Source organism: Amycolatopsis sp. NPDC004368, assembly GCF_053602515.1.
Window position 1 is genome coordinate 108,463 of the sequence record NZ_JBSGDT010000009.1, and the last position, 22,745, is coordinate 131,207.

Annotated in this window: 25 protein-coding genes; 14 read left to right on the forward strand and 11 right to left on the reverse strand. The window is 71.2% G+C overall.

Features of this window, described 5'->3' with window-relative positions; genetic code table 11:
- Positions 1-48 precede the first annotated feature (48 nt).
- Positions 49-576 carry a bifunctional nuclease family protein gene (locus ACWEOE_RS15850; protein WP_452009107.1) on the forward strand — a complete coding sequence of 176 codons (528 nt, stop codon included), beginning with the start codon at positions 49-51 and terminating at the stop codon, positions 574-576.
- Positions 577-698: 122 nt separating this feature from the next.
- On the opposite strand, the gene ACWEOE_RS15855 is transcribed toward ACWEOE_RS15850, so the two are convergent.
- From ACWEOE_RS15855 to ACWEOE_RS15870, 4 genes are all read right to left on the reverse strand, one after another.
- Complete coding sequence (locus ACWEOE_RS15855) at positions 699-881, reverse strand: hypothetical protein (RefSeq protein ID WP_452009110.1); 183 nt, start codon at positions 879-881, stop codon at positions 699-701.
- Positions 878-1,363 (reverse strand): STAS domain-containing protein, encoded by a 486-nt coding sequence (locus tag ACWEOE_RS15860; RefSeq protein ID WP_452009113.1) that lies wholly within the window; start codon positions 1,361-1,363, stop codon positions 878-880. The genes ACWEOE_RS15855 and ACWEOE_RS15860 overlap by 4 nt, the downstream gene beginning before the upstream one ends.
- Before the next feature lie 176 nt (positions 1,364-1,539).
- Positions 1,540-2,034 carry a hypothetical protein gene (locus tag ACWEOE_RS15865; protein ID WP_452009115.1) on the reverse strand — a complete coding sequence of 165 codons (495 nt, stop codon included), beginning with the start codon at positions 2,032-2,034 and terminating at the stop codon, positions 1,540-1,542.
- Positions 2,035-2,068: 34 nt separating this feature from the next.
- Complete coding sequence (locus tag ACWEOE_RS15870) at positions 2,069-2,455, reverse strand: STAS domain-containing protein (RefSeq protein ID WP_452009117.1); 387 nt, start codon at positions 2,453-2,455, stop codon at positions 2,069-2,071.
- Positions 2,456-3,085: 630 nt separating this feature from the next.
- On the opposite strand from ACWEOE_RS15870, the gene ACWEOE_RS15875 reads away from it, so the two are divergent.
- The 5 genes from ACWEOE_RS15875 (at position 3,086) to ACWEOE_RS15895 (ending at position 8,569) form a co-directional block, all read left to right on the forward strand.
- Positions 3,086-4,600 (forward strand): glycoside hydrolase family 30 protein, encoded by a 1,515-nt coding sequence (locus ACWEOE_RS15875; RefSeq protein ID WP_452009120.1) that lies wholly within the window; start codon positions 3,086-3,088, stop codon positions 4,598-4,600.
- 87 nt (positions 4,601-4,687) lie between these two features.
- Entirely contained in the window at positions 4,688-5,680 is a 993-nt protein-coding gene (locus ACWEOE_RS15880; RefSeq protein ID WP_452009447.1) for a zinc-binding alcohol dehydrogenase family protein, read from the forward strand.
- 392 nt (positions 5,681-6,072) lie between these two features.
- Positions 6,073-7,287: a cytochrome P450 gene (locus ACWEOE_RS15885; protein WP_452009123.1), complete on the forward strand. Its 1,215-nt coding sequence runs from the start codon at positions 6,073-6,075 to the stop codon at positions 7,285-7,287.
- A 216-nt stretch (positions 7,288-7,503) separates the two neighbouring features.
- Positions 7,504-7,764: a hypothetical protein gene (locus ACWEOE_RS15890; RefSeq protein WP_452009126.1), complete on the forward strand. Its 261-nt coding sequence runs from the start codon at positions 7,504-7,506 to the stop codon at positions 7,762-7,764.
- A 115-nt stretch (positions 7,765-7,879) separates the two neighbouring features.
- A complete protein-coding gene (locus ACWEOE_RS15895; RefSeq protein WP_452009128.1) occupies positions 7,880-8,569 on the forward strand; it encodes a TetR/AcrR family transcriptional regulator in 690 nt (229 codons plus the stop codon).
- A 27-nt stretch (positions 8,570-8,596) separates the two neighbouring features.
- Here the strand turns inward: ACWEOE_RS15895 and ACWEOE_RS15900 are convergent, their stop codons facing one another.
- From ACWEOE_RS15900 to ACWEOE_RS15910, 3 genes are read right to left on the reverse strand one after another with little or no spacing between them, the layout of a single operon-like run.
- The gene (locus ACWEOE_RS15900; RefSeq protein WP_452009130.1) at positions 8,597-8,905 is read right to left on the reverse strand and encodes an ArsR/SmtB family transcription factor; all 309 of its coding nucleotides are present in this window, start codon (positions 8,903-8,905) and stop codon (positions 8,597-8,599) included.
- A 55-nt stretch (positions 8,906-8,960) separates the two neighbouring features.
- Positions 8,961-11,375 (reverse strand): glycoside hydrolase family 2 protein, encoded by a 2,415-nt coding sequence (locus tag ACWEOE_RS15905; protein WP_452009133.1) that lies wholly within the window; start codon positions 11,373-11,375, stop codon positions 8,961-8,963.
- A 2-nt stretch (positions 11,376-11,377) separates the two neighbouring features.
- Complete coding sequence (locus ACWEOE_RS15910; protein WP_452009136.1) at positions 11,378-11,788, reverse strand: winged helix-turn-helix transcriptional regulator; 411 nt, start codon at positions 11,786-11,788, stop codon at positions 11,378-11,380.
- A gap of 93 nt (positions 11,789-11,881) precedes the next feature.
- Between ACWEOE_RS15910 and ACWEOE_RS15915 the strand changes: the two genes are divergently transcribed.
- On the forward strand, positions 11,882-12,694 hold the full coding sequence (locus ACWEOE_RS15915) for an NAD(P)H-binding protein (protein WP_452009139.1): 813 nt from the start codon (positions 11,882-11,884) through the stop codon (positions 12,692-12,694).
- Positions 12,695-12,698: 4 nt separating this feature from the next.
- Here ACWEOE_RS15915 and ACWEOE_RS15920 read toward each other — a convergent pair whose 3' ends face one another.
- From ACWEOE_RS15920 to ACWEOE_RS15930, 3 genes are all read right to left on the reverse strand, one after another.
- A complete protein-coding gene (locus tag ACWEOE_RS15920) occupies positions 12,699-13,592 on the reverse strand; it encodes an NAD-dependent protein deacetylase (protein WP_452009142.1) in 894 nt (297 codons plus the stop codon).
- 9 nt (positions 13,593-13,601) lie between these two features.
- Positions 13,602-14,960 carry a sugar porter family MFS transporter gene (locus ACWEOE_RS15925; RefSeq protein ID WP_452009145.1) on the reverse strand — a complete coding sequence of 453 codons (1,359 nt, stop codon included), beginning with the start codon at positions 14,958-14,960 and terminating at the stop codon, positions 13,602-13,604.
- A gap of 472 nt (positions 14,961-15,432) precedes the next feature.
- Positions 15,433-15,714: a hypothetical protein gene (locus ACWEOE_RS15930; RefSeq protein WP_452009147.1), complete on the reverse strand. Its 282-nt coding sequence runs from the start codon at positions 15,712-15,714 to the stop codon at positions 15,433-15,435.
- A gap of 59 nt (positions 15,715-15,773) precedes the next feature.
- On the opposite strand from ACWEOE_RS15930, the gene ACWEOE_RS15935 reads away from it, so the two are divergent.
- Positions 15,774-16,112 (forward strand): hypothetical protein, encoded by a 339-nt coding sequence (locus ACWEOE_RS15935; RefSeq protein WP_452009150.1) that lies wholly within the window; start codon positions 15,774-15,776, stop codon positions 16,110-16,112.
- A 227-nt stretch (positions 16,113-16,339) separates the two neighbouring features.
- Here ACWEOE_RS15935 and ACWEOE_RS15940 read toward each other — a convergent pair whose 3' ends face one another.
- The gene (locus ACWEOE_RS15940) at positions 16,340-16,573 is read right to left on the reverse strand and encodes a hypothetical protein (protein WP_452009153.1); all 234 of its coding nucleotides are present in this window, start codon (positions 16,571-16,573) and stop codon (positions 16,340-16,342) included.
- A 518-nt stretch (positions 16,574-17,091) separates the two neighbouring features.
- On the opposite strand from ACWEOE_RS15940, the gene ACWEOE_RS15945 reads away from it, so the two are divergent.
- From ACWEOE_RS15945 to ACWEOE_RS15970, 6 genes are read left to right on the forward strand one after another with little or no spacing between them, the layout of a single operon-like run.
- Positions 17,092-18,039 carry an ABC transporter ATP-binding protein gene (locus ACWEOE_RS15945; protein WP_452009156.1) on the forward strand — a complete coding sequence of 316 codons (948 nt, stop codon included), beginning with the start codon at positions 17,092-17,094 and terminating at the stop codon, positions 18,037-18,039.
- A gap of 37 nt (positions 18,040-18,076) precedes the next feature.
- Complete coding sequence (locus tag ACWEOE_RS15950) at positions 18,077-18,781, forward strand: ABC transporter permease (RefSeq protein ID WP_452009159.1); 705 nt, start codon at positions 18,077-18,079, stop codon at positions 18,779-18,781.
- Complete coding sequence (locus ACWEOE_RS15955) at positions 18,778-19,761, forward strand: ABC transporter substrate-binding protein (protein ID WP_452009162.1); 984 nt, start codon at positions 18,778-18,780, stop codon at positions 19,759-19,761. The genes ACWEOE_RS15950 and ACWEOE_RS15955 overlap by 4 nt, the downstream gene beginning before the upstream one ends.
- The gene (locus ACWEOE_RS15960) at positions 19,758-20,489 is read left to right on the forward strand and encodes an isochorismatase family protein (RefSeq protein WP_452009164.1); all 732 of its coding nucleotides are present in this window, start codon (positions 19,758-19,760) and stop codon (positions 20,487-20,489) included. Before ACWEOE_RS15955 ends, ACWEOE_RS15960 begins: the two co-directional genes overlap by 4 nt.
- A complete protein-coding gene (locus tag ACWEOE_RS15965; protein WP_452009167.1) occupies positions 20,486-21,922 on the forward strand; it encodes a UbiD family decarboxylase in 1,437 nt (478 codons plus the stop codon). The genes ACWEOE_RS15960 and ACWEOE_RS15965 overlap by 4 nt, the downstream gene beginning before the upstream one ends.
- Positions 21,922-22,626, forward strand: a complete 705-nt coding sequence (locus ACWEOE_RS15970; protein ID WP_452009170.1) for a GntR family transcriptional regulator — start codon at positions 21,922-21,924, stop codon at positions 22,624-22,626. The genes ACWEOE_RS15965 and ACWEOE_RS15970 overlap by 1 nt, the downstream gene beginning before the upstream one ends.
- Positions 22,627-22,745 lie beyond the last annotated feature (119 nt).

Sequence of the window (22,745 nt, forward strand, 5' to 3'; positions counted from 1 at the left end):
ACTGGGTACATCCCCACGGGGACCTCAGTCCGGAAGCAGGTGAACCACATGGTGCAAGTGCGGGTCCAGGGCCTGGCCGTCGTCGCTCAGGAGGTGGCGCCGGTGGTGCTGCTGCGTGAGGAAACGGGGCAGCGCCGCTGGCTGGCCATCACCATCGGGGCGCCGGAGGCACAGGAGCTGGCCGCGGCGCAGGAGCAGGTCACATCGGCGCGGCCGGGCACGGTCGAGCTCATCCTCGAGGTGGTGTCGGCGTTCGGCCGGCACGTGACGAGCGTCGAGGTCACCGAGCTGCGGGACAGCATCTTCCACGCCGACCTCGTGCTCTCCGACGGCGTGCGCGTGTCGGCGCGGCCCAGCGACGCGATCGCGGTGGGCCTGCGCGCCCACGCGCCCATCGACGTCGCCGAGGCGGTGCTCGCCGAGGCGGCGGTCGACGTGACCGTGGCCGGCGGCGAGGATCCGGCCGAGGCGCTCGGCGGTGAACCGGGCGAGGGCACCGAAGACGAGATCCGGCAGTTCCGCGACCTGCTCGACGAGGTCAGCCCGGACGACTTCCGCGACCCCGGCACGGCCTGAACGGGAATAGCGATCACCGCTCGTGATGTTGAACGAGCAGGCCGATGCGGTGACGCACCGGCCGCGAGACGATGGCCGCCACCCTGGCTCCGGGTGGCGGCCATCCTCGTGTCGAAGGGAGCTCAGCCGCGCAGCTGCGGTGGCTCGCCGTCCACGCCCAGGTCGACCTCGGCCTCGAAGGTGTTGTGCTCGTGGGTGGGCACCGGCTGGGCGAGGTCGGTTCCGAGGTCGAACCCGGCGTGCTCGGCGGCTTCGGCGAGCCCGGTGCTGTCGTCGGACTTGTGCCGGTGGTGGCGCTCCATCATCCCGCCATCTTGGGCAGTCCGGTCCTCACCGGACAACCAACGGAGGGTGAACGCGCCTCAGGTCGTGAGCGGTCGCTGCTCGGGCACGTCGACGGGGGAAGGCCCTCGGCGGCGCCGGGGCGTTCGCAGCCCAGCGGCATGAGCTGCAACAGTCGGCGAGCCGGGTGCGAGTCGCCGGGATCCACGTAGAAGTCGGTGTCGAACAGCCGCGCGAGCAGCTGCATGCGCCGCAGGACCTTCAGGCCGGCGACGGCGAGGAAGGTGGTGCGGCCCAGGTCGATGATCACCACGCCGACCGCGCTGCGGATGCGGGCTTCGACGACTTCCTCGAGGTGGGGCGCGGTGCACAGGTCCACCTCGCCGACCACCTCCACCACGGACGCGCCGGGAACGGGACGGTGGACGTGCAGGTGGAGCAGCCCGTGGGGGTCGACGTGGTCGACCGGGCCGGCTGAAGATTTCGTGCGGCGTAGGGCGCTCATGGCGGCCCGCCTCTCGTTGGTCGCGCCCGGGCGGCGGCCGGGCGGCCGGAGTTCGCACATCCCAGCCGATCGGCGCCGACGCTCCCTGAGCGCGGTAAAAATCGCGGCGGCTGGTGGCTCAACCGAGTTCCAGCGTAGTGCAAGTGCACTACGGCCGCCAGCCGCCGCGCGAGTGGCTACCGCCGCACCTGCCGGCCCGCAGCGATGTAGGCGTTGGAATCGCCGAGGAACGAGAACACCACGCCGATCACCGCGGCCACCGCCGACACGTAGCTCAGCCAGGTGCCGCCGTCGCTCCTGAGCAGCGACAACACCTGCAGTGCGGTGAGCACGGTCAGCACGATGCGCGCCCAGTTGCGCCCCGCGCGCAGCTTCACCGCGAAGAGCAGGTACAGCAGCGCGATGACCACCGCGATGACCACGCCGATCACGAGCGCGATGTTCGCCGCCTGGTCGAGCTGGGCTTCACTCAGCGTGCTGTTCGTGCCGCGGGCGGCGTCGATCAGCTCGTCCTTCTGCCCGAACAGCAGCAGACCACCGACGATGCCGATCACGGTCGAGGCGACGAACGCCCAGAACGCGACCGTGATGGTGGTCGGCACGGCCGGACGTGCGGGTTCGCCATAGGGAGGTGGGGTGGACTCCTCGGGAAATCTTGGCAGATCGCTCATACAGGGACGTTAGGCCCGGCCGCGCGGTCGCGCATCACGACGAGGGAACCGCGCCCGTGGCGCTCTCCAGTGTCGGGTGGATCTCCAGCACCGAGTCGAGGTGCAGGAGGCTGATCGGGCGCAGCAGCCCGCGCTGCCGCGTCACGATGCGGAACGCGACGCCGGCCTCGATCGCGCGGCCACGGATGTCGATCAGCACCGACAGGCCGCTGGAGTCGCAGAACGGCACGTCGGACAAATCCGTGACCAGCACTTCCGGACGGCTTTCGAGCGCCGCGGCCAGTGCACCGCGCAATGCCTCCGACACCGCCGTGTCGATTTCGCCGGCTGCGGTGACCACGGTCACGCCGGGACCGGCCGTGGTGGAGATGTCGAGGGTGGGCAGACGGCGCGCGCCGGGCCCTCTGAGGTCGTCGGTCACGACGGGTAACCTCCCGGGATCACGGGCCCGCCCCGGCAGCCACCGGCAGCAGGCCCTGGTGCCCGGTGGGTGGCCGGGACACGGTCTGGTGACGGCTGGGTGCTCAACCGTGGTCGGACCGAATTTAACAGCCCGTGCGCGACCAGGCCGAGTGAGCCGTCACCGGCGTGGCGGATCTCCGTTGGCCACGGTGGGTGAGAGGTGGGGTGGGGTCGGGGTGCGTGAGCGGTTCGAGCCATGACGTCGTTCCTGCCTCGGCCGGTGCGGTTGTGGACAACTGCGAAGGCGGTGGTCAGTCCCCTGGCGCCCTGCCCCACACCCGGGCAAGACCCTGGGCACACCGATACCTCACTCGGGAAGGCGCGGCAGACGATCAGCGGGCTGAATTGCCTTGCCGGACAAGAGAACGCTCACCCAGGGGTTGCCGGTCAGTGGCACGGGAACGGGCCGGACGTGCGGACAAACCGCCTGAACGCGGGGAAGCCGGGCCGGGGATCTTGTCACCACGCCCCGGTTTTGGTTGTGTCGGGGCGAACCCCGGTCGCGGCCGCCAACGTGGGCGCGGGTTCCCGCGGCGCTCCCCACGCCGCCGGGTCCGCTGGGTTTTCCCCGTGAAACGAAGGAATCTGCATGCCGCGCTTGCGAAGAGTGCTGTGTTCGGTGACGGCCGCCGCGGCCGCCGTGACGGTGGCGGCCGGGTCGGCGACCGCCGCGTCCCCGGCAGACCGAGAGGCCCAAGCAGCCCGAGCCCAAACCCAAGTCCAAGCCCCTCTTTCCACGAGCGTCCACGAATGGCTCACCAACCCCGGTGACGCGACCCCGGTCGACACGCAGCTGAGCTGGCAGAGCCCGGCCGCGGTGGCGCCGACTACGGTGCGGCTCGATCCGAACGTGAAGTTCCAGACCGTGTCCGGCTTCGGCGCCGCCATCACCGACTCGTCGGCGCACGTGCTCTACGGCCTCGCCCCGGGCAACCGCGACGAGGTCATGAAGAACCTGTTCGACCCGCGCGCCGGCGCGGGCATCAGCTTCCTGCGCCAGCCCATCGGCGCGTCGGACTTCGCCGTCGGGCAGGACTACAGCTATGACGACATGCCGGCCGGGCAGACCGACTACGACCTCAAGCACTTCTCGATCGCGCACGATGAGGCCCAGATCCTGCCTTTGGTGCGCCAGGCGAAGAAGCTGAACCCGAAGCTGGAGATCGTCGCGAGCCCGTGGAGCATGCCGGGCTGGATGAAGACCTCCGGCTCGATGATCGACGGCAAGCTCATCGACTCGCCGCGGATCTACCGCGCCTACGCCCAGTACCTGGTGAAGTTCCTGCAGGCCTACCGCAAGGCCGGGGTCCACGTGGACTACCTGACCGTGCAGAACGAGCCGCAGGCCCTGGAGCGCGACAACTACCCGGGCACCGACCTGCCGTGGCAGCAGGAGGCGAAGGTGATCGAGGCCCTCGGCCCGGCCATCCACGCGGCGGGGCTCGACACGAAGATCCTCGGCTTCGACCACAACTGGAGCGAGCACCCCGGTGACATCGCCTCGCACCAGCGGGCGGGGGAGGACCCGCAGCCGGCGTACCCCTACGACCTGCTGTCCACCCCGGCCGCGAAGTGGCTGGCGGGCACCGCCTACCACTGCTACTACGGCTCGTCCGACGCGCAGACGCCGCTCAAGGCGTCGTTCCCCGGCAAAGACATCTTCATGACCGAGTGCGAGGGCGGCGACTCGTCCACGATCCTCGGCGTGATGAAGAACTGGGGCCGCAGCTCGATCGACTGGAACATCGCGCTCGACGAGAACCACGGCCCGCACCTCGGCGGCTGCGGCACCTGCAACGGCACGATCACCGTGAACTCGCAGACGAAGGCCGTGACCTACAACGACCAGTACCGCGACATCGAGCACTTCTCGAAGTTCGTGCCACCGGGCGCGGTGCGCATCGCCTCGTCGGTGGTCTACACCAGTGGGGACAGCACGCCGATCGAGGCCGTGGCGTTCACGAACCCCGACCGCTCGACGACCGTGGTCGCGCTGAACACGGCGAAGGCCGAGCAGAAGTTCACGGTCGTCTCGGGTGAGCGCTCGTTCGACGCGACCGTGGGCGCCGGCGCCACCGCCACGTTCCAGTGGAGCGGCCGTTGACCGATCGCGGGAGAGCGGGGCGGCGGACGACCTGCCGCCCCGCGCTCCACGCGCTACGTTCGGGTCATGACGGGACTGCCGGCCACGATGCGGTCGTGGCGGGTCACGGCGCCGGGGCCGGTCGCCACCGGGCCGTTGCGGCGCTGCTGCGGGCCAGTGCCCGAACCGGCGCCGGGTGAGCTGCTCGTGCGCGTGCTCGCGTGCGGGGTGTGCCGCACGGATCTCCATGTGGCGGAAGGGGATCTGCCGGTGCACCGGCCGGCGGTCACGCCGGGCCACGAGGTGGTCGGCGAGGTCGTCGCCACACCCGGCGCCGGGTTCGCGATCGGTGACCGCGTGGGCATCGCCTGGCTGCGCCACACGTGCGGCACGTGCGAGTTCTGCTTGCGGGGCACGGAAAACCTCTGCCCCGGATCGCGGTACACGGGCTGGGACGCCGACGGCGGCTACGCCGAGTACGCAGTGGTCCCGGCGGACTACGCCCACCGGCTGCCCGCCGGCTACTCCGACGACGAGCTCGCACCGCTGCTGTGCGCCGGGCTCATCGGCTACCGCGCCCTGCTCCGGGCGGAGGTCCCCGAGGGCGGGCGCCTCGGCGTGTACGGCTTCGGCGGCAGCGCGCACCTCGCCGCGCAGGTGGCGATCGCGCAGGGCGCCCGGGTCCACGTGGTCACCCGCAGCCGCGCGGCGCAGCGGCTGGCGCTCGACCTCGGTGCCGCGTCGGCGGGTGATGCGGGGGAGCCGCCGCCCGAGCCGCTCGATTCGGCGATCCTGTTCGCCCCCGCGGGCGGGCTGGTGCCGGTCGCGCTGGCGGCGCTCGACCGCGGGGGCACTCTCGCCATCGCGGGCATCCACCTCACCGAGGTGCCCGCGCTGGACTACGCGCGGCACCTGTTCCAGGAACGGCAGGTCCGCAGCGTCACGGCGAACACGCGCGCCGACGCCCGCGAGTTCCTCGCGTTCGCCGGCCGGCACCGGCTGCACGTGACCACGCGCCCGTACCCGCTCGACCACGCCGACCGGGCGCTGGCCGACCTCGCGGCGGGGCGGTTCACCGGCGCCGCCGTGCTGCGGACGTGACGGGATTTTCCGTCCGGGTCACCGTGGTGGCCGTTGTCGGGTCAGGAGAACCCACGTTACGGTGACCGGGATGTGGATCGACGTCCTACTGCGCGGGCACCCCGCGCGGGTCGAGGAGTCGAGCGGCCGGCCGTTGTCCGACAACTCGGTCTGCCCGGCGCTGAAGCGCTTCGCCGCTTCCGGTGCCGTCGGGCGAGGCTCACTCGAGCCGGCGGATCGGCTCCGGGCGCTCGCTGCGAGGGAAAGCGCTCTTGCGGCGCGGGCCGAACGGTTGACGAAGCCGGCGCAGGCACAAAGAGGACCCGTGGCGCCCGCCGGCCGAGCAGGAACCGAGCCGGCCCGCGAGTGCGTGTGCGGGGCCCGAACCCCCCACCCGACAAGGAGTGTTCGCCATGACCACCACCGAGCGTGCGCCGCGGCTGCCCTTCGACCGGCCGAACGTGCTGGAGATCGCGCCCCTGTACCAGGTTCTGCGCCGTGAGGGCCCGATCTCGCCGGTGACGACGCCGGCGGGTGACCCGGCCTGGCTCGTGACCCGGTTCTCCGAAGCCCGCGCGGTGTTCGGCGATCCGCGGTTCGGCCGTTCGCACCCGAAGCCGGAGGAGGCCTCGGTGGTGTCGGACGCGGCCGTGCTCAGCGGCCCGCAGGGCACCCACGACAACGAGCAGGCCGAGCACGCCCGGCTGCGGCGGCTGCTCGTGCCGGCATTTTCTGCCAACCGCATGCGCAAGCTCGGCGAGCACATCCAGGAGCTCACCGACCGGTGTCTCGACGAGCTCGAAGCCGCGCACGACGCGGCCGGCGGCGAACCCGTGAACCTGCACGAGCACCTGTCGTTCCCGCTGCCGGTGCTGGTGATCTGCGAGCTGCTCGGCGTGCCGTACGCGGACCGTGAGAAGTTCCGCGGTCTGTCCGACCGCATCGGCGTGCTCGACAGCGGGGGCGACGCGAAGCTGGCCATGGACGAGTTCGCGGCCTATCTGGGCGAGCTGGCCGCGAAGAAGCGCGCGGAGCCGGCGCAGGACGTGGTGTCCGACCTCGTCGCCGCGCAGGCCGACGACCCGACCTTCACCGACGACGACCTCGCCCGGCTGGGTGCGGGCCTGCTGTTCGCCGGCCACGAGACCACGTCGAACCGCATCGACCTCGGCGTGCTGTTCCTGCTCGCCGACACCGCCCGCCGCGACGCGCTCGCCGCCGACCCGGACGGCCGCACGCACAGCACGGTCGAGGAGATCCTGCGGATGTCCGCTCCGGGCGGGCTGGGCCTGCTGCGCTACGCCCACGAAGACGTCGAGCTCGGCGGCGTCACCCTCCGCCGCGGCGACGCCGTGATGATCTCCACCGCCTCGGCCAACCGCGACGCGGAGGCCTTCGCCGACCCCGACGAGTTCGACGCCGACCGCAAACCCAACAACCACATCGCCTTCGGCTACGGCGGCTACTTCTGCATCGGCGCGAGCCTCGCGCGCACCGAGCTGCGAGTCGTCTTCAGCACGCTGTTCCGCCGCTTCCCGGGCCTGCGGCTCGCGGTGGACGTCTCCGACCTCGACGTGCGGTCCAACCGGCTCACGGGCGGGGTGGCGAACGTGCCGGTCACCTGGTGACGTGAACGGACGGTGAAACTGCCCTCGCGCGCCGTCGGGGCATGTTTAAGGGTCGGGCGTGAACTTCTTCGCGCGGGCGGTGCTGGGGTCGGGGCGGCTGCCCGAACCGGTGCGGGCGGGGCTGACGGCCGAGGGGGTGGTGTACCTGGCGGAGGGCTCACCGGCTCCGTCCGCTACCGCGGGTACCGCGCCCCGGGGGTGTGGCGGTTCGGCGCCGTGGACGCCACCGCGGGCGCTCTCGTGGTGACGCGGCAGCGGCTGCTGGTGTGGCTCACCGCCGGCGAGCAGAAGGGCAAGCACATCGACGTGCCGCTGCGCGCGGGCCGGCCCTTCGGCGTCGCTGTGCTGGCGCAGGAGCGGCGGCTGGTCCTCGGGTACGAACCGGGGACCTTCCACGCCGACCGCGGCGGTCACGTCGAGGTGCGGTTCAAGACGGCCGAGGCGCCGCGGATCGCGGCGCTGCTCGGAGCCGGCTGAACCACCCGAGCCGCACACTCCCGAACGGGTTATCATCGGTAGAGAAATCCCGTATCAACGCTATGACGTGCGTAACATTGATACGCGAGCGCGATATCCGGAGTACACTGGCGGTATGGACATCCGCACCCAAATGCTGGAGGCCGCCGAGAAACTGCTCGACGCCTCGCCCGATCGGGACATCTCCACGCGCGCCGTGTGCGAGGCGGTGGGGGTGGGGGCGCCGATGCTGTACCGACTGTTCGGGGACAAGAACGGGTTGATGTCGGCGGTGGTGGACCACGGGTTCGAGCGGTACCTGGCGGGGAAGCGGGCGGCCCAGCCGTCGGCCGACCCGGTCGCCGATCTGAAAACCGGCTGGGACAACCACATCGCCTTCGCCCGGGCTCACCCGGCCGTGTACCGGCTGATGTACTCGCCCGCGTTCGCCGAGGTGCCGGGTGCCGCCCAGGAGGCGCTGCGGCTGCTGCGCGAGTCGCTCGTGCGGATCGCCGCCATCGGGCGCCTGCGCGTGGACCCCGACGCCGCCGCGCAGCGCGTGATGTCGGCGAACATCGGCGTGGCGCTCAACATGGTCACCCAGCCCGACATCTACACCGATCCCGAACTGTCCACCCGCGTGCGAGACGCGGTGCACGACAGCCTGCTCACCCCGGAAAACGGCACCGCCACCGCCGGCACCGAAGCGCAACTGCCCACGACGGCGTTGCAGCTCGCCGCGCTGCTGCGGGCCGAGGACGCGCCGCTGGGCGCCGAGGAGACGCAGCTGATGCTCAAGTGGCTCGACGGGCTGGCCAAGGACTGACGCGTCCGAAGTGGACGATCGACCGCGTCACGGCTCCGTGAGCACCAGGTCCAGCAGCCCGGGGAACCGCGCGTCGAACTCCGTGCGCCGCAGGCGGTTGTAGCGGCGGGGGCCGCGGTCGAGCTGTTCGAGCAGGCCCGTGGAGCGCAGCACCGCGAAGTGGTGGCTCGCCGTGGCCTTGGACACCGGCAGGTCGAAGGTGCCGCACGTGCGGGAGAAGTCCGGCTCGTCCGACAGCTCGCGCAGGATGGTGCGGCGCACCGGGTCGGTCAGCGCGTCGAGCGCCTGCTGCAACGTGACCTCGGCCGGATCCGTGTGGGTCAGCGTCCGCGCCATGCCGCCTCCCAAGCGTTTTCTCGTGGCGCTGCCGATGGTACCCGCGCGCGCCGGCTCAGACCGAGGAGATCGTGGCCGTTCCCGTGTCCAGGAACGGGTGCGACGCGGTCACGGTGATCGTCCCGGGCGTGTCGCGCATCGAGCGGACCCACACCGCCGCCGCGCCGCCGAGGGCGCCGAAGTCCAGGAACGGGTCTCCGATCAGGATTCCCGGCCCCTCGACCGCTACGCTGAGCACCCCGCGGGCGTGCGGGCGCGGCGCGCCGTAGCGGTCGACCGACCGGAGCGTGACGCGCGTGGTGTCCTGGCCGTCGGCCGTGATGGCGCCGTCGTCGGCAGCCACGGCGAGCGTGTCGAACGTCGGGTCGGCGCTGAACCGGCGGCGCAGCACCGTCTGCCCCTTCACCCGGCCCTCGATCGTGAGGTCCGGCCGCGCCCGCCCGGTCACGGTGAGGTTCACCAGGAACGGCGGGTGCTTCAGGTGCGGGAACCGCGCGTGGTCGGGCTGCACGGTGACCGGCCGCCGCCCCGCGACCGTGACCACGAGCTGGTCGCAGTTGGACCAGATCAGCGCGTTGCGCCCGGGTCCGCCGCGGGGTGAGCCGGGCCCGAAGTCCCAGTAGAACGCGGGCTCGATCACCGCGCCGCGCGACGGCGCGCGCTGGGCGCGGTAGAACCCCGCACCCAGCTTGGGAATCCGGAAGAAGTCGACCACACCGGGGTACTTCACGCCCCGCAGCGAGTGGTACCAGCCCGACGGGTAGTCGAAGCCGCACCACGCGATCAGCCCGCAGTAGCGCGGGTCGGCCGCGGCGTGTTCGTGCACCCACGCGTGCAGCATGCTCTGCTCGCGCTGCACGTCCGCGGAGTCGGTGCGGCGGAAGTACGGCGCGCCCACGAGCGTGCCGACCGCTTCGCTCACCAGGTACGGCACGCCGTGGCGCGGCGGGCGCAGCGGCGGCGGCGCGTTGCGCGAGGGCGGCTTGCTGTAGTCGTTGAAGGAGAAGACCCCACCGTTCTCCTTGACCGGGTACAACGGTTGGACGTACCCCTTCTGCCCGGCCACCGCTCCGGTGCACGGGCGCATCGGGTCGAGCTCCGCGGCCAGCTGGTCGGTCTTGCCGTAGAGCGTGTACTGGCCCAGGGTCTCGTTCACGCGGGTGCCCCACACGATGATCGACGGGTGGTTGCGGTCGCGCACGATCATGTCGTGCACGTCGCGCACCGCGAGCTCCTGCCACGCCGTGTCGCCGACGTGGTCCCAGCCCGGCAGCTCCTCCCACACGAGGATGCCCAGCTCGTCGCACGCGTCGAGGAACGCGGGCGACTGCGGGTAGTGCGAGCAGCGCACCATGTTGACGTTGAGCTCGTTCTTGAGGATCTCGGCGTCGCGCCGCTGCACGCGTTCGGGCATGGCGCCGCCGACGAACGGGTACCACTGGTGGCGGTTGAGCCCGAAGAGCTTGAGCGGACGGCCGTTGAGGCGGAAACCGTCCACAGTGAACTGGGCATCGCGCAGGCCGGTGCGCACGGGGTAGGTGTGGACCTTGCGCCCCGCCACCGAGAGCGTGACGAGGATGTCGCACATCGCCGGGTCGTCGACGTCCCACAGCTTCACCGCGTCGAGGCCTTCGAGCGTGACGGTGGCGTTCGTCTCGCCCTGGCGCAGCCCGGTGATGTCGGTGACGGCGCCGGCAATCTCGGTGCCGGCCTGGCTCAGCGTCGCGGTGAGCCGCACCGGTCCCTTCACGGCCTTACCGGCGTCGACGGTGCAGTGCACCACCACGGCCCGGTTCGGCGTGAGCACGGCGATCTGCTGGGCGTACACATCGGACAGATGGGCCTGCGGGGTGCCGTAGAGGTTCACCGCGCGGTAGATCCCGGCGGGCTGGTAGAAGTCGATGGCCGTCGGGTTCGGGTACTCCGGCAGGTCGGGCGGCGTGTCCTGCTGCCACCGGCCGTCGACGGCCACGGCGAGCACGTTGTCCTTCTCCGAAAGCAACCCGGTCACCTCGCAGGTGAGCGGCAGGTAGCCACCGCTGCGGGCGGCGACGCGGCGGCCGTTGAGGAACACCGTGGTGGCGCTGAGAACCCCGTCGAACCGGAGGAACGCGCGGTTCTTGCGCAGCTGCGGCGGCACGAGGAAGTGCTGGCGGTACACCCACAGGTGCTGCCAGTCGTTCGGTTGCCAGCTCTGCCACGAAAGCGGCGTGACGCAGTGGGGCACCGACACGAGCGTCATGGACCGGTCGTCGAAGTCCACGTCGGTGCAGCCCGGCACGAACTTGCCGAACAGCCAGTCGGCGCCGAAACCGCCCGTCGCCTCGACCGGAGCCGGGTGGTTCAGCGCGGCCGAGATCGCGCCGGACGCGGCGATGGCCGCGCCGGCGGCCCCGGCACCGAGCAGGAACGTGCGCCGGGCGTGACCGGTTCTCGGAGCCGCGGTGCCCCCGGGTTCTTCCGCCGCCATGCCTACGCGCTCTGCCGGCCGCCGGACTCGTCGTACCCCGCCTGGGTGGCGAGGATGTCGACGGCGTGGTCGCGCAGCCAGGTGAACAGCGTCGAGAGGTGGTCGCCGGTGCCGCGGCCGAGCGGAGTGAGGCCGTAGGTGACCTGCGGGGGTGTGGTGGGTTCGACCTCGCGCCACACGAGGCCGTCGCGGACGAGGGTGCGCAGGGTCTGCGCGAGCATCTTCTCGCTGATCCCGTCGATGCTCCGGCGCAACTCGAAGAACCGCAGTTCCCGCTGCCGCAAGGCGATCAGCACCCACACGCCCCAGCGGCTGGTCACGTGGTCGAGCACCGTGCGCGCCGGGCAGTCGGTGTGAAACACCTCATACCCGTCGCGGCTCGACCGGCCCGCGAACTGCGTCCATTCCTCCATGTCGTGAGCTTACTTAAAGGTGCGTCCTTCCGGCCCCGGGACGCGCACGGCACCTTCGTGACCACTGTGGAACCTGAGAAACGGGGTACGGAGATGATCGTGGTGACGGGGGCGACCGGAAACGTCGGCCGCCCACTGGTGGCAGCGCTGGCGGCGGCGGGCGCGGAGGTGACGGCGGTGTCGCGGACGGTGCCCGCCTCGCTGCCCGCGGGTGTGGCACACCGCGTCGCGGACCTGGCGGCACCGCAGACGCTGCGCGAGGTACTGAGCGGCGCCGACGCGCTGTTCCTCTTCCCGGGCGGCCCGGTCCCGGTCGAGGTGGCGGATGTCGTGAAGTCCGTGCCCCGCCTCGTGCTCCTGTCGTCGCAGGGCGCGGCGACGCGGCCCGACGCGTACGGCTTCTTCACGGCGTACGAACAAGCTGTGCGCTCGGTGGTGCCGATGGCGACCGTCCTGCGCCCGAGCGGGTTCACCACGAACACGCTGGCGTGGGTGCCTTCGGTACGGGCTTCGCGGGTCGTGGCGGCCCCGTTCGGCGACGTCGCCCTTCCGTTCGCCGACCCGGCGGACGTCGCGGCGGTCGCCGCGGCGGCCCTGCTGGACGAGGCGCACGACGGCGCCGAGTACACGGTGACCGGCCCGGAAGCCCTGACTCCGCGCGAACGCGTGGCCGCGCTCGCGGCCGCACTCGGTGAACCCGTCCGCTTCGCCGACCAGACGCCGGCCGAGGCCCGCGCGGCGATGCTGGAGTTCATGCCGCCGCCCATCGCCGACGCGACGCTCGCCGTGCTGGGCTCGCCGCTGCCCGCCGAACGCGCGGTGAGCCCCGACGTCGAGCGCGTGCTGGGCCGCCCGGCCCGGACGTTCGCCGAGTGGGTGGCGGAGTCCGTGGCCGCGTTCCGCTGACGCGTCAGGCGGTCCGGCCGGCGTGGTCGCCGAGGAGGTCGACCAGGTCGGTCAGCGCCTGGCCCAGCGGCAGGTCCACCCGCACGCGCGCGTGGGCGTCGCCGCGGGTTTCCCCGCGGTTGACGATGAGGACGGGTTTGCCGGTTTTCGCTGCGTGGCGGACGAAGCGCAGGCCGGACATGACCGTGAGGGACGAGCCGAGGACGAGGACCGCCGCGGCTTCGTCGACCAGGCGGTAGCAGCGCTCGACCCGCGGCCGCGGCACGTTTTCGCCGAAGAACACCACGTCGGGCTTCAGCACACCGGCGCAGGCCGTGCAGTCGACGAGCGTGAAGGTGCGCACGGCGTCCTCGGCGAGGTCGACGTCGCCGTCGGGGTTGACGCGGGTGGCGGTGCCGCCGAAGTCGGGGTTGGCGGTGCGCAGGCGGTCATCGAGCTCTCCACGCGGGGTGACCCGGCGGCAGCCGAGGCAGATCACGCGGTCGAGGTTGCCGTGCAGCTCGACGACGCCGCGCGTGCCCGCCGCGCGGTGCAGGCCGTCGACGTTCTGCGTGATCACGCCGGACAGCAGGCCGGCCTCACGCAGCGTCGCGACGGCGCGGTGCCCGGAATTGGGCTCGGCGCGCGCGATGGTGCGCCAGCCCAGGTGGCTGCGCGCCCAGTAGCGGCGCCGGCCCTCGGGGCTGCCGGTGAACTCGTCGTACGTCATCGGGGTGTGCCGGCGCAGGCTGCCGGATTCGCCGCGGTAGTCGGGGATGCCGGACTCGGTCGAGATCCCCGCCCCGCTCAGCACCACCACGCGACCGCGGGCGACGACCTCGGCCACCTCGGCCACGCTGGAGGTGCGCGGGAGCGGTTCACCCGTGCCGGTCCAGCTCAGGGTCGGTCGTGTCCGCACCTGATCAGCTTACGCACCCACGAGCTCGCGTTCGAGGTCCTCGAGGCTGCGGCCCTTCGTCTCCGGCATCAGCCGCCACACGAACAGGAACGCCAGCGCCGTCATCACGGCGAAGAACAGGAAGTTCAGCCCGGCTCCGAACGCGTCGAGCAGCTGCGGGAACACCAGCGCGACCGCCAGGTTGAACAGCCAGTTGAACACCACGCACACACTCACGGCCGCCGCGCGGATCCGCAGCGGGAACAGCTCCGGCAGCGCCACCCACTGCACCGGCCCCCACGACACCGAGAACGACGCGATGTACACCGCGATCCCGGCGAGCGTGAGGCCGAGCACCACCGGTCCCTTTCCCGGCCCGCCGAGGTTGACCACGGCCAGCAGCACCATCGCCGCGCACATGCCGAGCGCGCCCACGAGCAACAGCGGCCGCCGGCCCCGCCGGTCGATCAGCCGCATCGCGGGCAGGGTCATGAGCATGTTCACGGCGCCGATGCCCACGTTGGCGAGGATCGCGCCGGACGAGCCGAACCCCACGTTGGTCAGCAGCGTGGGCGCGTAGTAGATGATCGTGTTGATACCCACGAAGTTCTGGAAGAACACCAGCAGCATCCCGATCGTGAACACCTTGCGCAGCCGCCCGCCCGTGAGCATCCGCAGCCGCAACGGCTCCGCGCGCTCGGCCTCGTCGCGGGCGCCGGCGCGGATGTCGGCCAGTTCGGCGTCGGCCGCGTCCTCGCTGCCGCGCAACCGGGTCAGCACGGTGCGGGCCGCGCGTTCGTCGTGCTTGTTGACCGCCAGCCAGCGGGGGCTCTCCGGCTGCGTGTAGATCCCGGCGACCAGCAGCACCGCCGGCACCACTCCGAGCCCGATCATCCACCGCCACGCGCCCCAGCCCGACAGCGCGTAGTCGGCGATGTAGGCGACCAGGATGCCGACGGTGACCAGCAGCTGCATCAGCGAGGTGAGCTTGCCGCGTACCTCCTTCGGCGCCAGCTCCGACAGGTACATCGGCACCACGACCGACGCGATCCCGACGCCGATGCCCATCACGAACCGGAACGTCACCAGCATCGGCGCGGCACCCGACAGTGCCGCGCCGACCGTGCCGACGACGAACACCAGCCCGGAACCGAGGATCATCCGGCGCCGCCCCAGCGAGTCGGCGAGCCGGCCCGCGAGGCCCGCGCCCGCCATCGACCCGGCCAGCAGCCCGGAGACGACCATGCCCTGCACCAGCGGGCTCAACGGGATGTCGTGGCCGATGTAGAGCAGCGCACCGGAGATGACCCCGGTGTCGTAGCCCCACAGGATCCCGCCCAGTGCGCCGAAGAACCAGATGCCGAAGTTCGCTGCCCGCCGCCCGTTCATGATCCGATCGTCGCCCGCGCCGCGAAGATCGGCAGCGCGGGCGGCGAACTTCTGGTGGTTCGTGCGGTTGTCCGGCCCCGCAACGGAAATCCCCCGGACGGGGCAGAAGCGGGTTCGGCCGGGATGTCGCTGGGTACCTCAGGAGGCATGTGGTTCGCGCTGGGAACACCCGTGGTCCTGATGGTCGGTGCCGTGTTGATGGAGCGGTTCGAGCAGCGGTGCACGGGAGGCCCGGCGAGAGCGGCGGCGGACCGGCAGGCGCCGGAAAGGGTTGCGGAGCGCGAGATTCCGCGGCCGAGGGCGCGGGCGGTACCGCTGCCGAGCTGAGCCGCGGGCACCACGGAACGTGGTGCGGCACCGGTCGAGGCCGCGGGCGGCGGCCGGGGACACCGACCGGTGCGGGCACCACCTGCGGGGACAGGGCCGGGCTTCCGCCGTCGGGGTGCGGAAGCCCGGCCCGTCGCGCGCTCGGCTACTGGGCCGCGGCCGCGATGAGCGTCTGGTACCAGGCGTCCCAGGGGTGGTTGGTGGCCGCGTAGCTCGCCGGCGGGTTCGTGGCCAGGCCCGCCGAATCGAAGTCCGAGCCGCGGACCAGGTGCCCGCTTGCGCGTGCCGCCGTGATGAACGCCGATTCCGTGGCCGGCGCGCCGTGGAACAACGCGTCCTGCTGCAGCTCCGCGGGGTCGCCCTTCCGGTACTCGTCGAACGCGACCTGCGGGTAGCGCGCGTTCGCCGGACAAGCGGTCGGTGGCATAACGCAGGGTCTGGGCCGGGGTCGGGCCTTCCGCGCCCGTCGACACGGTCACGCGCCGCGTGCCGAACGTGCCGGTGGCCTTCGGGTACAGCGCGTCCGGCGTCTTCGCGTTGCCGGTCCAGGTCACGCCCGCGCCGTTCGCGTCGAGCATGCCCTGCCACTGCCAGTTCTGGCTGCTGGACTGGCTGCGGTGGATCGCCCGCACCCCGGTGCCGGTGAAGGCAACGGTGGGGGACACGCCGTTGTCGTACTGCCGGCTCGGCGACCAGGTCAGCTCGCCGTCGGCGCCGAGCTTCGCCGTGTGGGACCGGAGCGTGGTGGCGGCCTGCGACTGGTGCACCTCCACGAGCCGGCCCGAGTCGTCGAGCGCGATCGCCGGGGTGTGGCCGCTGTCGTAGCGGCCGTGGCGGTTCCGGGTCACGCGGCCGTCGGCACCGTACGTGCCGGTCCAGTACCAGAGCGCGCCGGCGCCGGAGTCGTGCACCTCGACGACCCGGCCGTGGCCATTGATCGCCACCGCCGGGTGGTAGCCGAGGTCGCGGCGGTATTCGGCGCGCGTGCCGCTGTCGCCGGAGAGCAGGGGGAGTACCTTGCCGCGCAACGAGTCCGTGGTCGCACCGGCCGACTAGTCCTTCGCGAGCAGCAGCCGCGGGCCGAACGCGGCCTGGAGCTCCTGGTTCACCGCGGCCAGGGAGGTGATCGAGCCCTTCGCGCCGTCCACGTTGCCGCAGTAGCTGTTGTGGATGGCTTTGAAGATCGTCGAGGTGAACGGCGCGGCGGCGGCGTCGGCGGGTGCGGTGACCAGCGCGAACGCGGTGGCGGCCGCGGCGAGCGCCACGGACGCGCGGAAGCGGTGCATGAGGGTGTGACCCCCAGGCCGGCCCGGAAACGGGCGAAAGCGTAGCGATCATCCGCCGCGTTCATGGCAAGTTCGGGCGATGGCGGACACGGCGGGGAAAACTTTGCCGATCGGGTGGCCGACGAGCTCGGGCACAGAACCGAGACCGCCAAGGTGCGTTCGCCACGGCCGTCACGTTGCTCCGAACGGCCCAGTGAGGCAGCGTTGATGCCGCTCGGAAGTGGCTAGTGTCGACAGTTTGCCGAGCGAAGCTGGTGACACGTCGGTAACGAGGCGATCGGTACCGAAAGGAATCGAGGCGCGCCTTCGCTGGTGTGACCAGGAATTTTCCTTCTTGTGGAAGATCTTTTTCCGCTTCGATCATGGCGACTGTCTCACTGCGACCCTTGACACATTTGGGGTCGGAGCAGAGACTCTCCCGAAGTGTCGACACCTTGCGAATCGCAGTGCAGCCATCAGCAAGGAGGAGTAGTAGTGAGCAACCCGGAAGTCCGACCGGTTGGGGTGGCGGTCGGCCGATGACGTCGTCGAATGTATGTCTGGACGCGCGTGACCTGCTGCTCGGCCACAAGGCCAGGCGCGGCAACGCGTTCTCCACGGCGGTCCTCGACCTCAACCTCCAGATCATGGACGAGGAGTTCGTGGTCATCGTCGGACCCAGTGGGTGCGGCAAGACCACCTTCCTCGAAGCCGTCGCCGGGCTCGTCCCGGTCGCCGGTGGTGCGCTCGAGGTGGGCGGCAAAGCCGTCAAGGGACCCGGCCCCGAGCGATCGCTGGTGTTCCAGCACGCCTCGCTCTACCCGTGGCGCACGGTGCTGGACAACGTCCTCTTCGGACCGCAGGTCCAGGGCCGCCTCACGGCCCAGGTCAAGGAACGGGCGCAGGAACTGCTGGAGATCGTGGGCCTGGCGCACGTGACCCACAAGTACCCGCACGAGCTCTCGGGTGGCATGAAGCAGCGCGTGAACCTCGCGCGGGCCCTGGCCACCGACCCGACCCTGCTGCTGCTCGACGAGCCCTTCGGCGCGCTCGACGCGCAGACGCGGGAGAACCTGCAGGACGAGCTCCTGCGCATCTGGCAGGCCGACACCGTCAGCTCCAAGAAGACGGCCATGTTCGTGACCCACGACGTGAACGAGGCCGTGTTGCTGGCCGACCGCGTGATCGTGTTCTCCCAGTCCCCGGCCCACGTCGCGCTCGAGGTCAAGATCGACGCGCCCCGTCCCCGGGACGCGGCCTGGCGGCGCAGCGCCGAGTTCCTCGCCTACGGCGACAGGATTCTCGAGGCGCTGCACCACAAGCCCGCCGGCGCGAGCGCGAACCCCAACCCCACCCAGGAATCCGCGGAAGACTCAGCGAGGAACCATGACCACGGCGTCAACACTGACCAGGCCGCCGACAACGCCCGGGCAACCAGCGGCACTGGAGTCCAAGGGGCTGTCCGCCTGGGTACAGCGCAGGCGTAGCGGTCTGCTCGGCACGCTCGGGATCGTCATCGTCCTGGTGCTGTGGCAGCTCTTCAGCGCCACCGGCATCGTCGACGTCTCCTTCAGCAGCAGCCCGACGCGCATCGTCTCGTCCGAGATCGACTTGTTCGGCTCGGGTGACATCTGGCCCGCGCTCGGCGCGACCGGCCTCGAACTGTTGTGGGGACTGCTGATCACGTTCGTCGTCGGCATCCCGGTGGGTCTCGTGCTGGGCCGCAGCAAGATCCTGCACGACATGACCGAACCGATGGTCAACATCCTCTACTCCGTGCCGTACGTGATGTTCCTGCCGATCATCATCTTCTGGTTCGGCATCGGCGACGTCTCGCGCATCCTCGTCATCATCTGGGCGGCGATCCTGCCCTTGATCATCAACATCACCGCCGGCGTGCGGAACCTCGACAGCGACTACACCCGCGTGGCCACGGTGTTCTGCACGCCGCGGCTGAGGTTCTTCTACGCCATCGCGTTGCCCGCGACGCTGCCGTACATCCTCGCCGGTGTGCGCCTGGCCGTCGGCCGCGCACTCGTCGGTGCGATCGTCGCGGAGCTGTTCCTCGCGAGCCAGGGCCTCGGGTACTTCGTCCAGACCCAGACCTCGAACTTCAACATGGACAACGCCATGGCCGGCATCGTCATCCTCGCCGTCGTCGCGCTGCTGCTCAACGGCGCCGTGCGGATGATCGAACGCCGCTTCACCCACTGGGCAGGTTCTCAATGAACAAGAAGCTCCTTTCGACGGTCGCCGCGACGGCGGCCCTGGCGCTCGGGCTCTCCGGCTGCGCCGGCAAGGGCGGTGGCACCGACCCGGTCAAGGCCGACGCCAGCGGCGCCCTGCCGATCACGATCGGCTACACCGCGCTCGGCGCGGGCTACTCCGACCTGTACGTGGCCCAGGACGAAGGCATCTTCGCCAAGCACGGCCTCAAGGTCACGCTCAGCCGGCTCAACGACAGCTCGCAGCTCGTCGCGGCGCTGTCGAGCAACAGCGTGAACATCGGCGTCGGCGTCGCGGCCGACACCGCCGCCGCGATCATGAAGGGGTCCGACCTGAAGTACGTGGCGATGTCGGAGCCGCACTACAACCTCGAGATGTGGGCCAGCCCCGACGTCAAGACGATCAAGGACCTCAAGGGCAAGAAGGTCGCGATCTCGTCGCCGGGTTCGCAGAGCGACTTCGGGCTGACCGACCTGCTCGAGGCCAACGGCATGAAGCGCGAAGACGTGCAGGCGGTGTTCGTGAAGAGCGTGCCCGCGGAGGTCGCGGCGCTCGGCAGCGGTGCGGTGTCCGCGCTGCTGACCCAGCCGCCCAACGGCACGCAGAGCCGGGAGAAGGGCGCGCACCGCCTGGCTTCCCTGGCCGATCTGCAGTTCCCGCTCGGCGCCTACACCGTGCAGAACAAGTTCCTGCAGAACAACCGCGAAGCGGTGAAGCGGTTCTACGCCGCGGAAGCCGAGTCGCTGCAGTACCTGCGCGGGCACAAGGCCGAGACGGTGAAGGCCATCAAGAAGTACAGCGGGGTGCAGAGCGACGACCTCGCGCAGTACGCCTACGACTTCTTCCTCACCGTGTGGTCGCAGACCCCCGAGGTCGACCCCAAGGTGATCAAGCAGGCGTTCGACGAGGCCGCGCACAACGCCAAGAAGACCCCGCCGGCGGACGTCACGCAGTACATCGACAGCACGCTGGCGGCGGCGTGAGCGTGCCGACGACCGCGGCGGCCGTGTTCGAGGACGGCTGGGCGCCCTACCTGACGGACCGCGACCGGGCCGTGCTCGCGGCCACGTCGTGGGCCAAGCAGGCGCCCTTCGGTCTCGGTTCGCGGCCGTTCGTGGTGGCTGTCGACCTGTACTACACGGCCCTGGGCCTGCCGCGCGCCGACATCCTCGACTCGGTCGCCGACTGGCCGAGCTCGTGCGGCGCGCAGGGCTGGGAGGTCGTCGACCGGACGGCACCGTTCCTGCAGACGGCTCGTGACGCCGGCGTGCGCGTGGCGTACTTCCACGCCACGCCGGCGGAATACGGGCGCTGGAACCGCAAGCCGGCGCCCGCGCTGGCTCCGAAACCGCGTGCGGTGGACGGCAACGCCATCGTGGCGGAGGTGGCCCCGGCCGACGGGGACATCGTGCTGGAGAAGATCGGCCCGAGCTGCTTCTTCCAGACCCCGCTCGACACCATCCTCCGCGCGGGGGGTCACGACACGCTGCTCGTGGTCGGCGAAGCCACCAGCGGGTGCGTGCGCTCGACGGTGGTCGACGCGTGCAGCCGCGGCTACCGCGTGGGAGTGGTCGGCGACCTGTGCTTCGACCGGTTCGAGTCGTCGCACTGGCTGAGCCTGTTCGACCTCAACCAGAAGTACGCGGACGTGATCACCGCCGACGCGGCCACCGAGTACCTGCAGGCCGACACGCGACGAGGAGTGGCATGAACGACACCGGTCCCGACCTGCGGCGCTGGCTCGCCGAAGCCGAGCGCGAAGGCGAGGTCCAGCCCATCGACGGCGCCCACTGGGAGCTGGAGATCGGCGCGCTCTCGCAGGTCAACTACCGGCGCAGCAAGCCGAAGGCGATGCTGTTCGACAACATCAAGGACTACTCGACGGGCTCACGGGTGCTGTCCGGCTCGGTCAGCAACCCGCGCCTGCTCGGCTCGGTGCTGGGCATGGGCTGGGACAACACCGACGAGGACCTGATGGAGAGCCTCGCGGTGAAGCCCGGCCAGTGGGCCGCGAACGCCGCGGAGTTCCGGGCGGTCACCGTCGCCGACGGGCCGCTGCTGTCCCATGTGGACGACGAGGTGGACCTGCTGAAGTTCCCCGTGCCGCGCTGGCACGAGGGCGACGGCGGGCGCTACATCGGCACGGGCTGCGCCGTGGTCACGCGCGACTACGACACCGGCCGGATCAACCTCGGCGCCTACCGCATGCAGGTGCAGGACGACGGCCGCTCGGCGACCGTGAACATCGAGGCCGGCAAGCACGGCGCGCAGCACCTGCGCCGCTGGTTCGAGGCCGAGGGCCGCGCGCCGATCGCCGCTTCGCTCGGGCACCACCCGGCGTACCTGGTGGCGGCCGGCGTCGAGGTGCCCGGCGACGTGTCGGAGTACGACTACGTCGGCGCCATGACCGGTTCGCCGGTGCGCACGATCGCGGGGCTGGCCACGGGCCTGCCGCTGCCGCACGACGCGGAGATCGCGATCGAGGGCTGGGTCCGCCCGGCCGACACGCGCCCCGAGGGCCCGTTCGGCGAGTGGACCGGCTACTACTCCGGTTCGCAGGACCCGATCCTCGCGATCGACATCGAGAAGGTCTACTACCGCGACGACCCGATCCTGCTCGGGGCGCCTCCGGGCAAGCCGCCGCACGACTACTCGTACATGCGCACGGTGATGAAGTCCGCGATCATCACCGACTCGCTGCGCAAGACCGGGCTGCCCGGCGTGCGCACTGTGTGGGCGCACGAGGCCGGTGGCGGGCGGTCGCTGCTGATCGTGGCGATCGAGCAGAAGTACCCGGGGCACGCGCGCCAGGCCGCGTACCTCACGGCGCAGCTGCCGAACGCCGCCTACATGAACCGCTTCACGGTGGTGGTGGACCACGACGTGAACCCGCGTGACCTCGGCGAGGTCGTGTGGGCGATGTGCGGGCGCACCAACCCGGAGCTCGACATCGAGGTCATGAAGCGAACGTGGGGCAGCCGGGTCGACCCGCTCACTCTGCCGGGCGACATCCCCTTCAACAGCCGCGCGGTGATCGACGCGTGCCGGCCGTTCGAGCGGCTCAAGGACTTCCCGGCGGTGGCCGAGTCGACCGAGGACCTGGTGGCTTCGGTGACCAGGCGCTGGCCCGAGGTGCTCGGCTAGTGACCGAGGCGGGCGTCGAGGATCTGCGGAAGGAGCTGTTGTTCAGCGCGTTGCGCGGGTCCGACGGCGACTCGTCGCTCGCGGTCGCGATCTTCCGCGAGCTCGCCATCAGCATCGTGGAGGGCCGGCTGCGGCCCGGCCACGAGGTGAACTCGGCCGAGCTCGCCCGGCGGTTCAGCACCTCCCGCACCCCGGTGCGGGAGGCGCTGCTCCTGCTGGAACGGGAGTCGCTGGTGATCGTGCCGCCGCGCCGGCGGCCCTACGTGTCGCCGGTGGACATGCGGCAGGTGCGCGAGATCTACGAGATCCGGGGCAGCCTCTACGCGCTCGTCAGCGAGCTCGTGGTCGCGCGCGCCACGGACGAGGAGATCGATGGCCTGCGCGCGTGGCAGAAGGTGCTCGCCGACGACGCCGAACGCGGTGACGTGCACGCCTACTTCTGGCACAACGTCGGCTTCCGCAACGCCGAGGCGAGCCTTTCGCAGAACGGCGAGCTGCAGCGTCGGCTCTCGTCGCTGGGCCTGCAGATGCACCGCTTCCGGCACCTCAGCCTGTCGCTGCCGGGCCGGCTGCTGCACTCGGTCGCCGACCACGAGCGCCTGGTCAACGCCTACGCCGATCGCGACGCACCGCTCGCCGCGGCGGTGAGCCGGTCGCTGGTGCTGCGGGGTTACCGGGCGATCGAACGGTCCGGGCAGGTGTGAGGCACCCGGATCCGGCCCGGGCGCGCGTAACCGCCGTCTGTGCGCGTGAGGCCCCGACCCGCGCACAGGCGCCGGTCACCCGTGTCCGGGCCGGATTCGGGTGACCGGCGCCGGCGCGG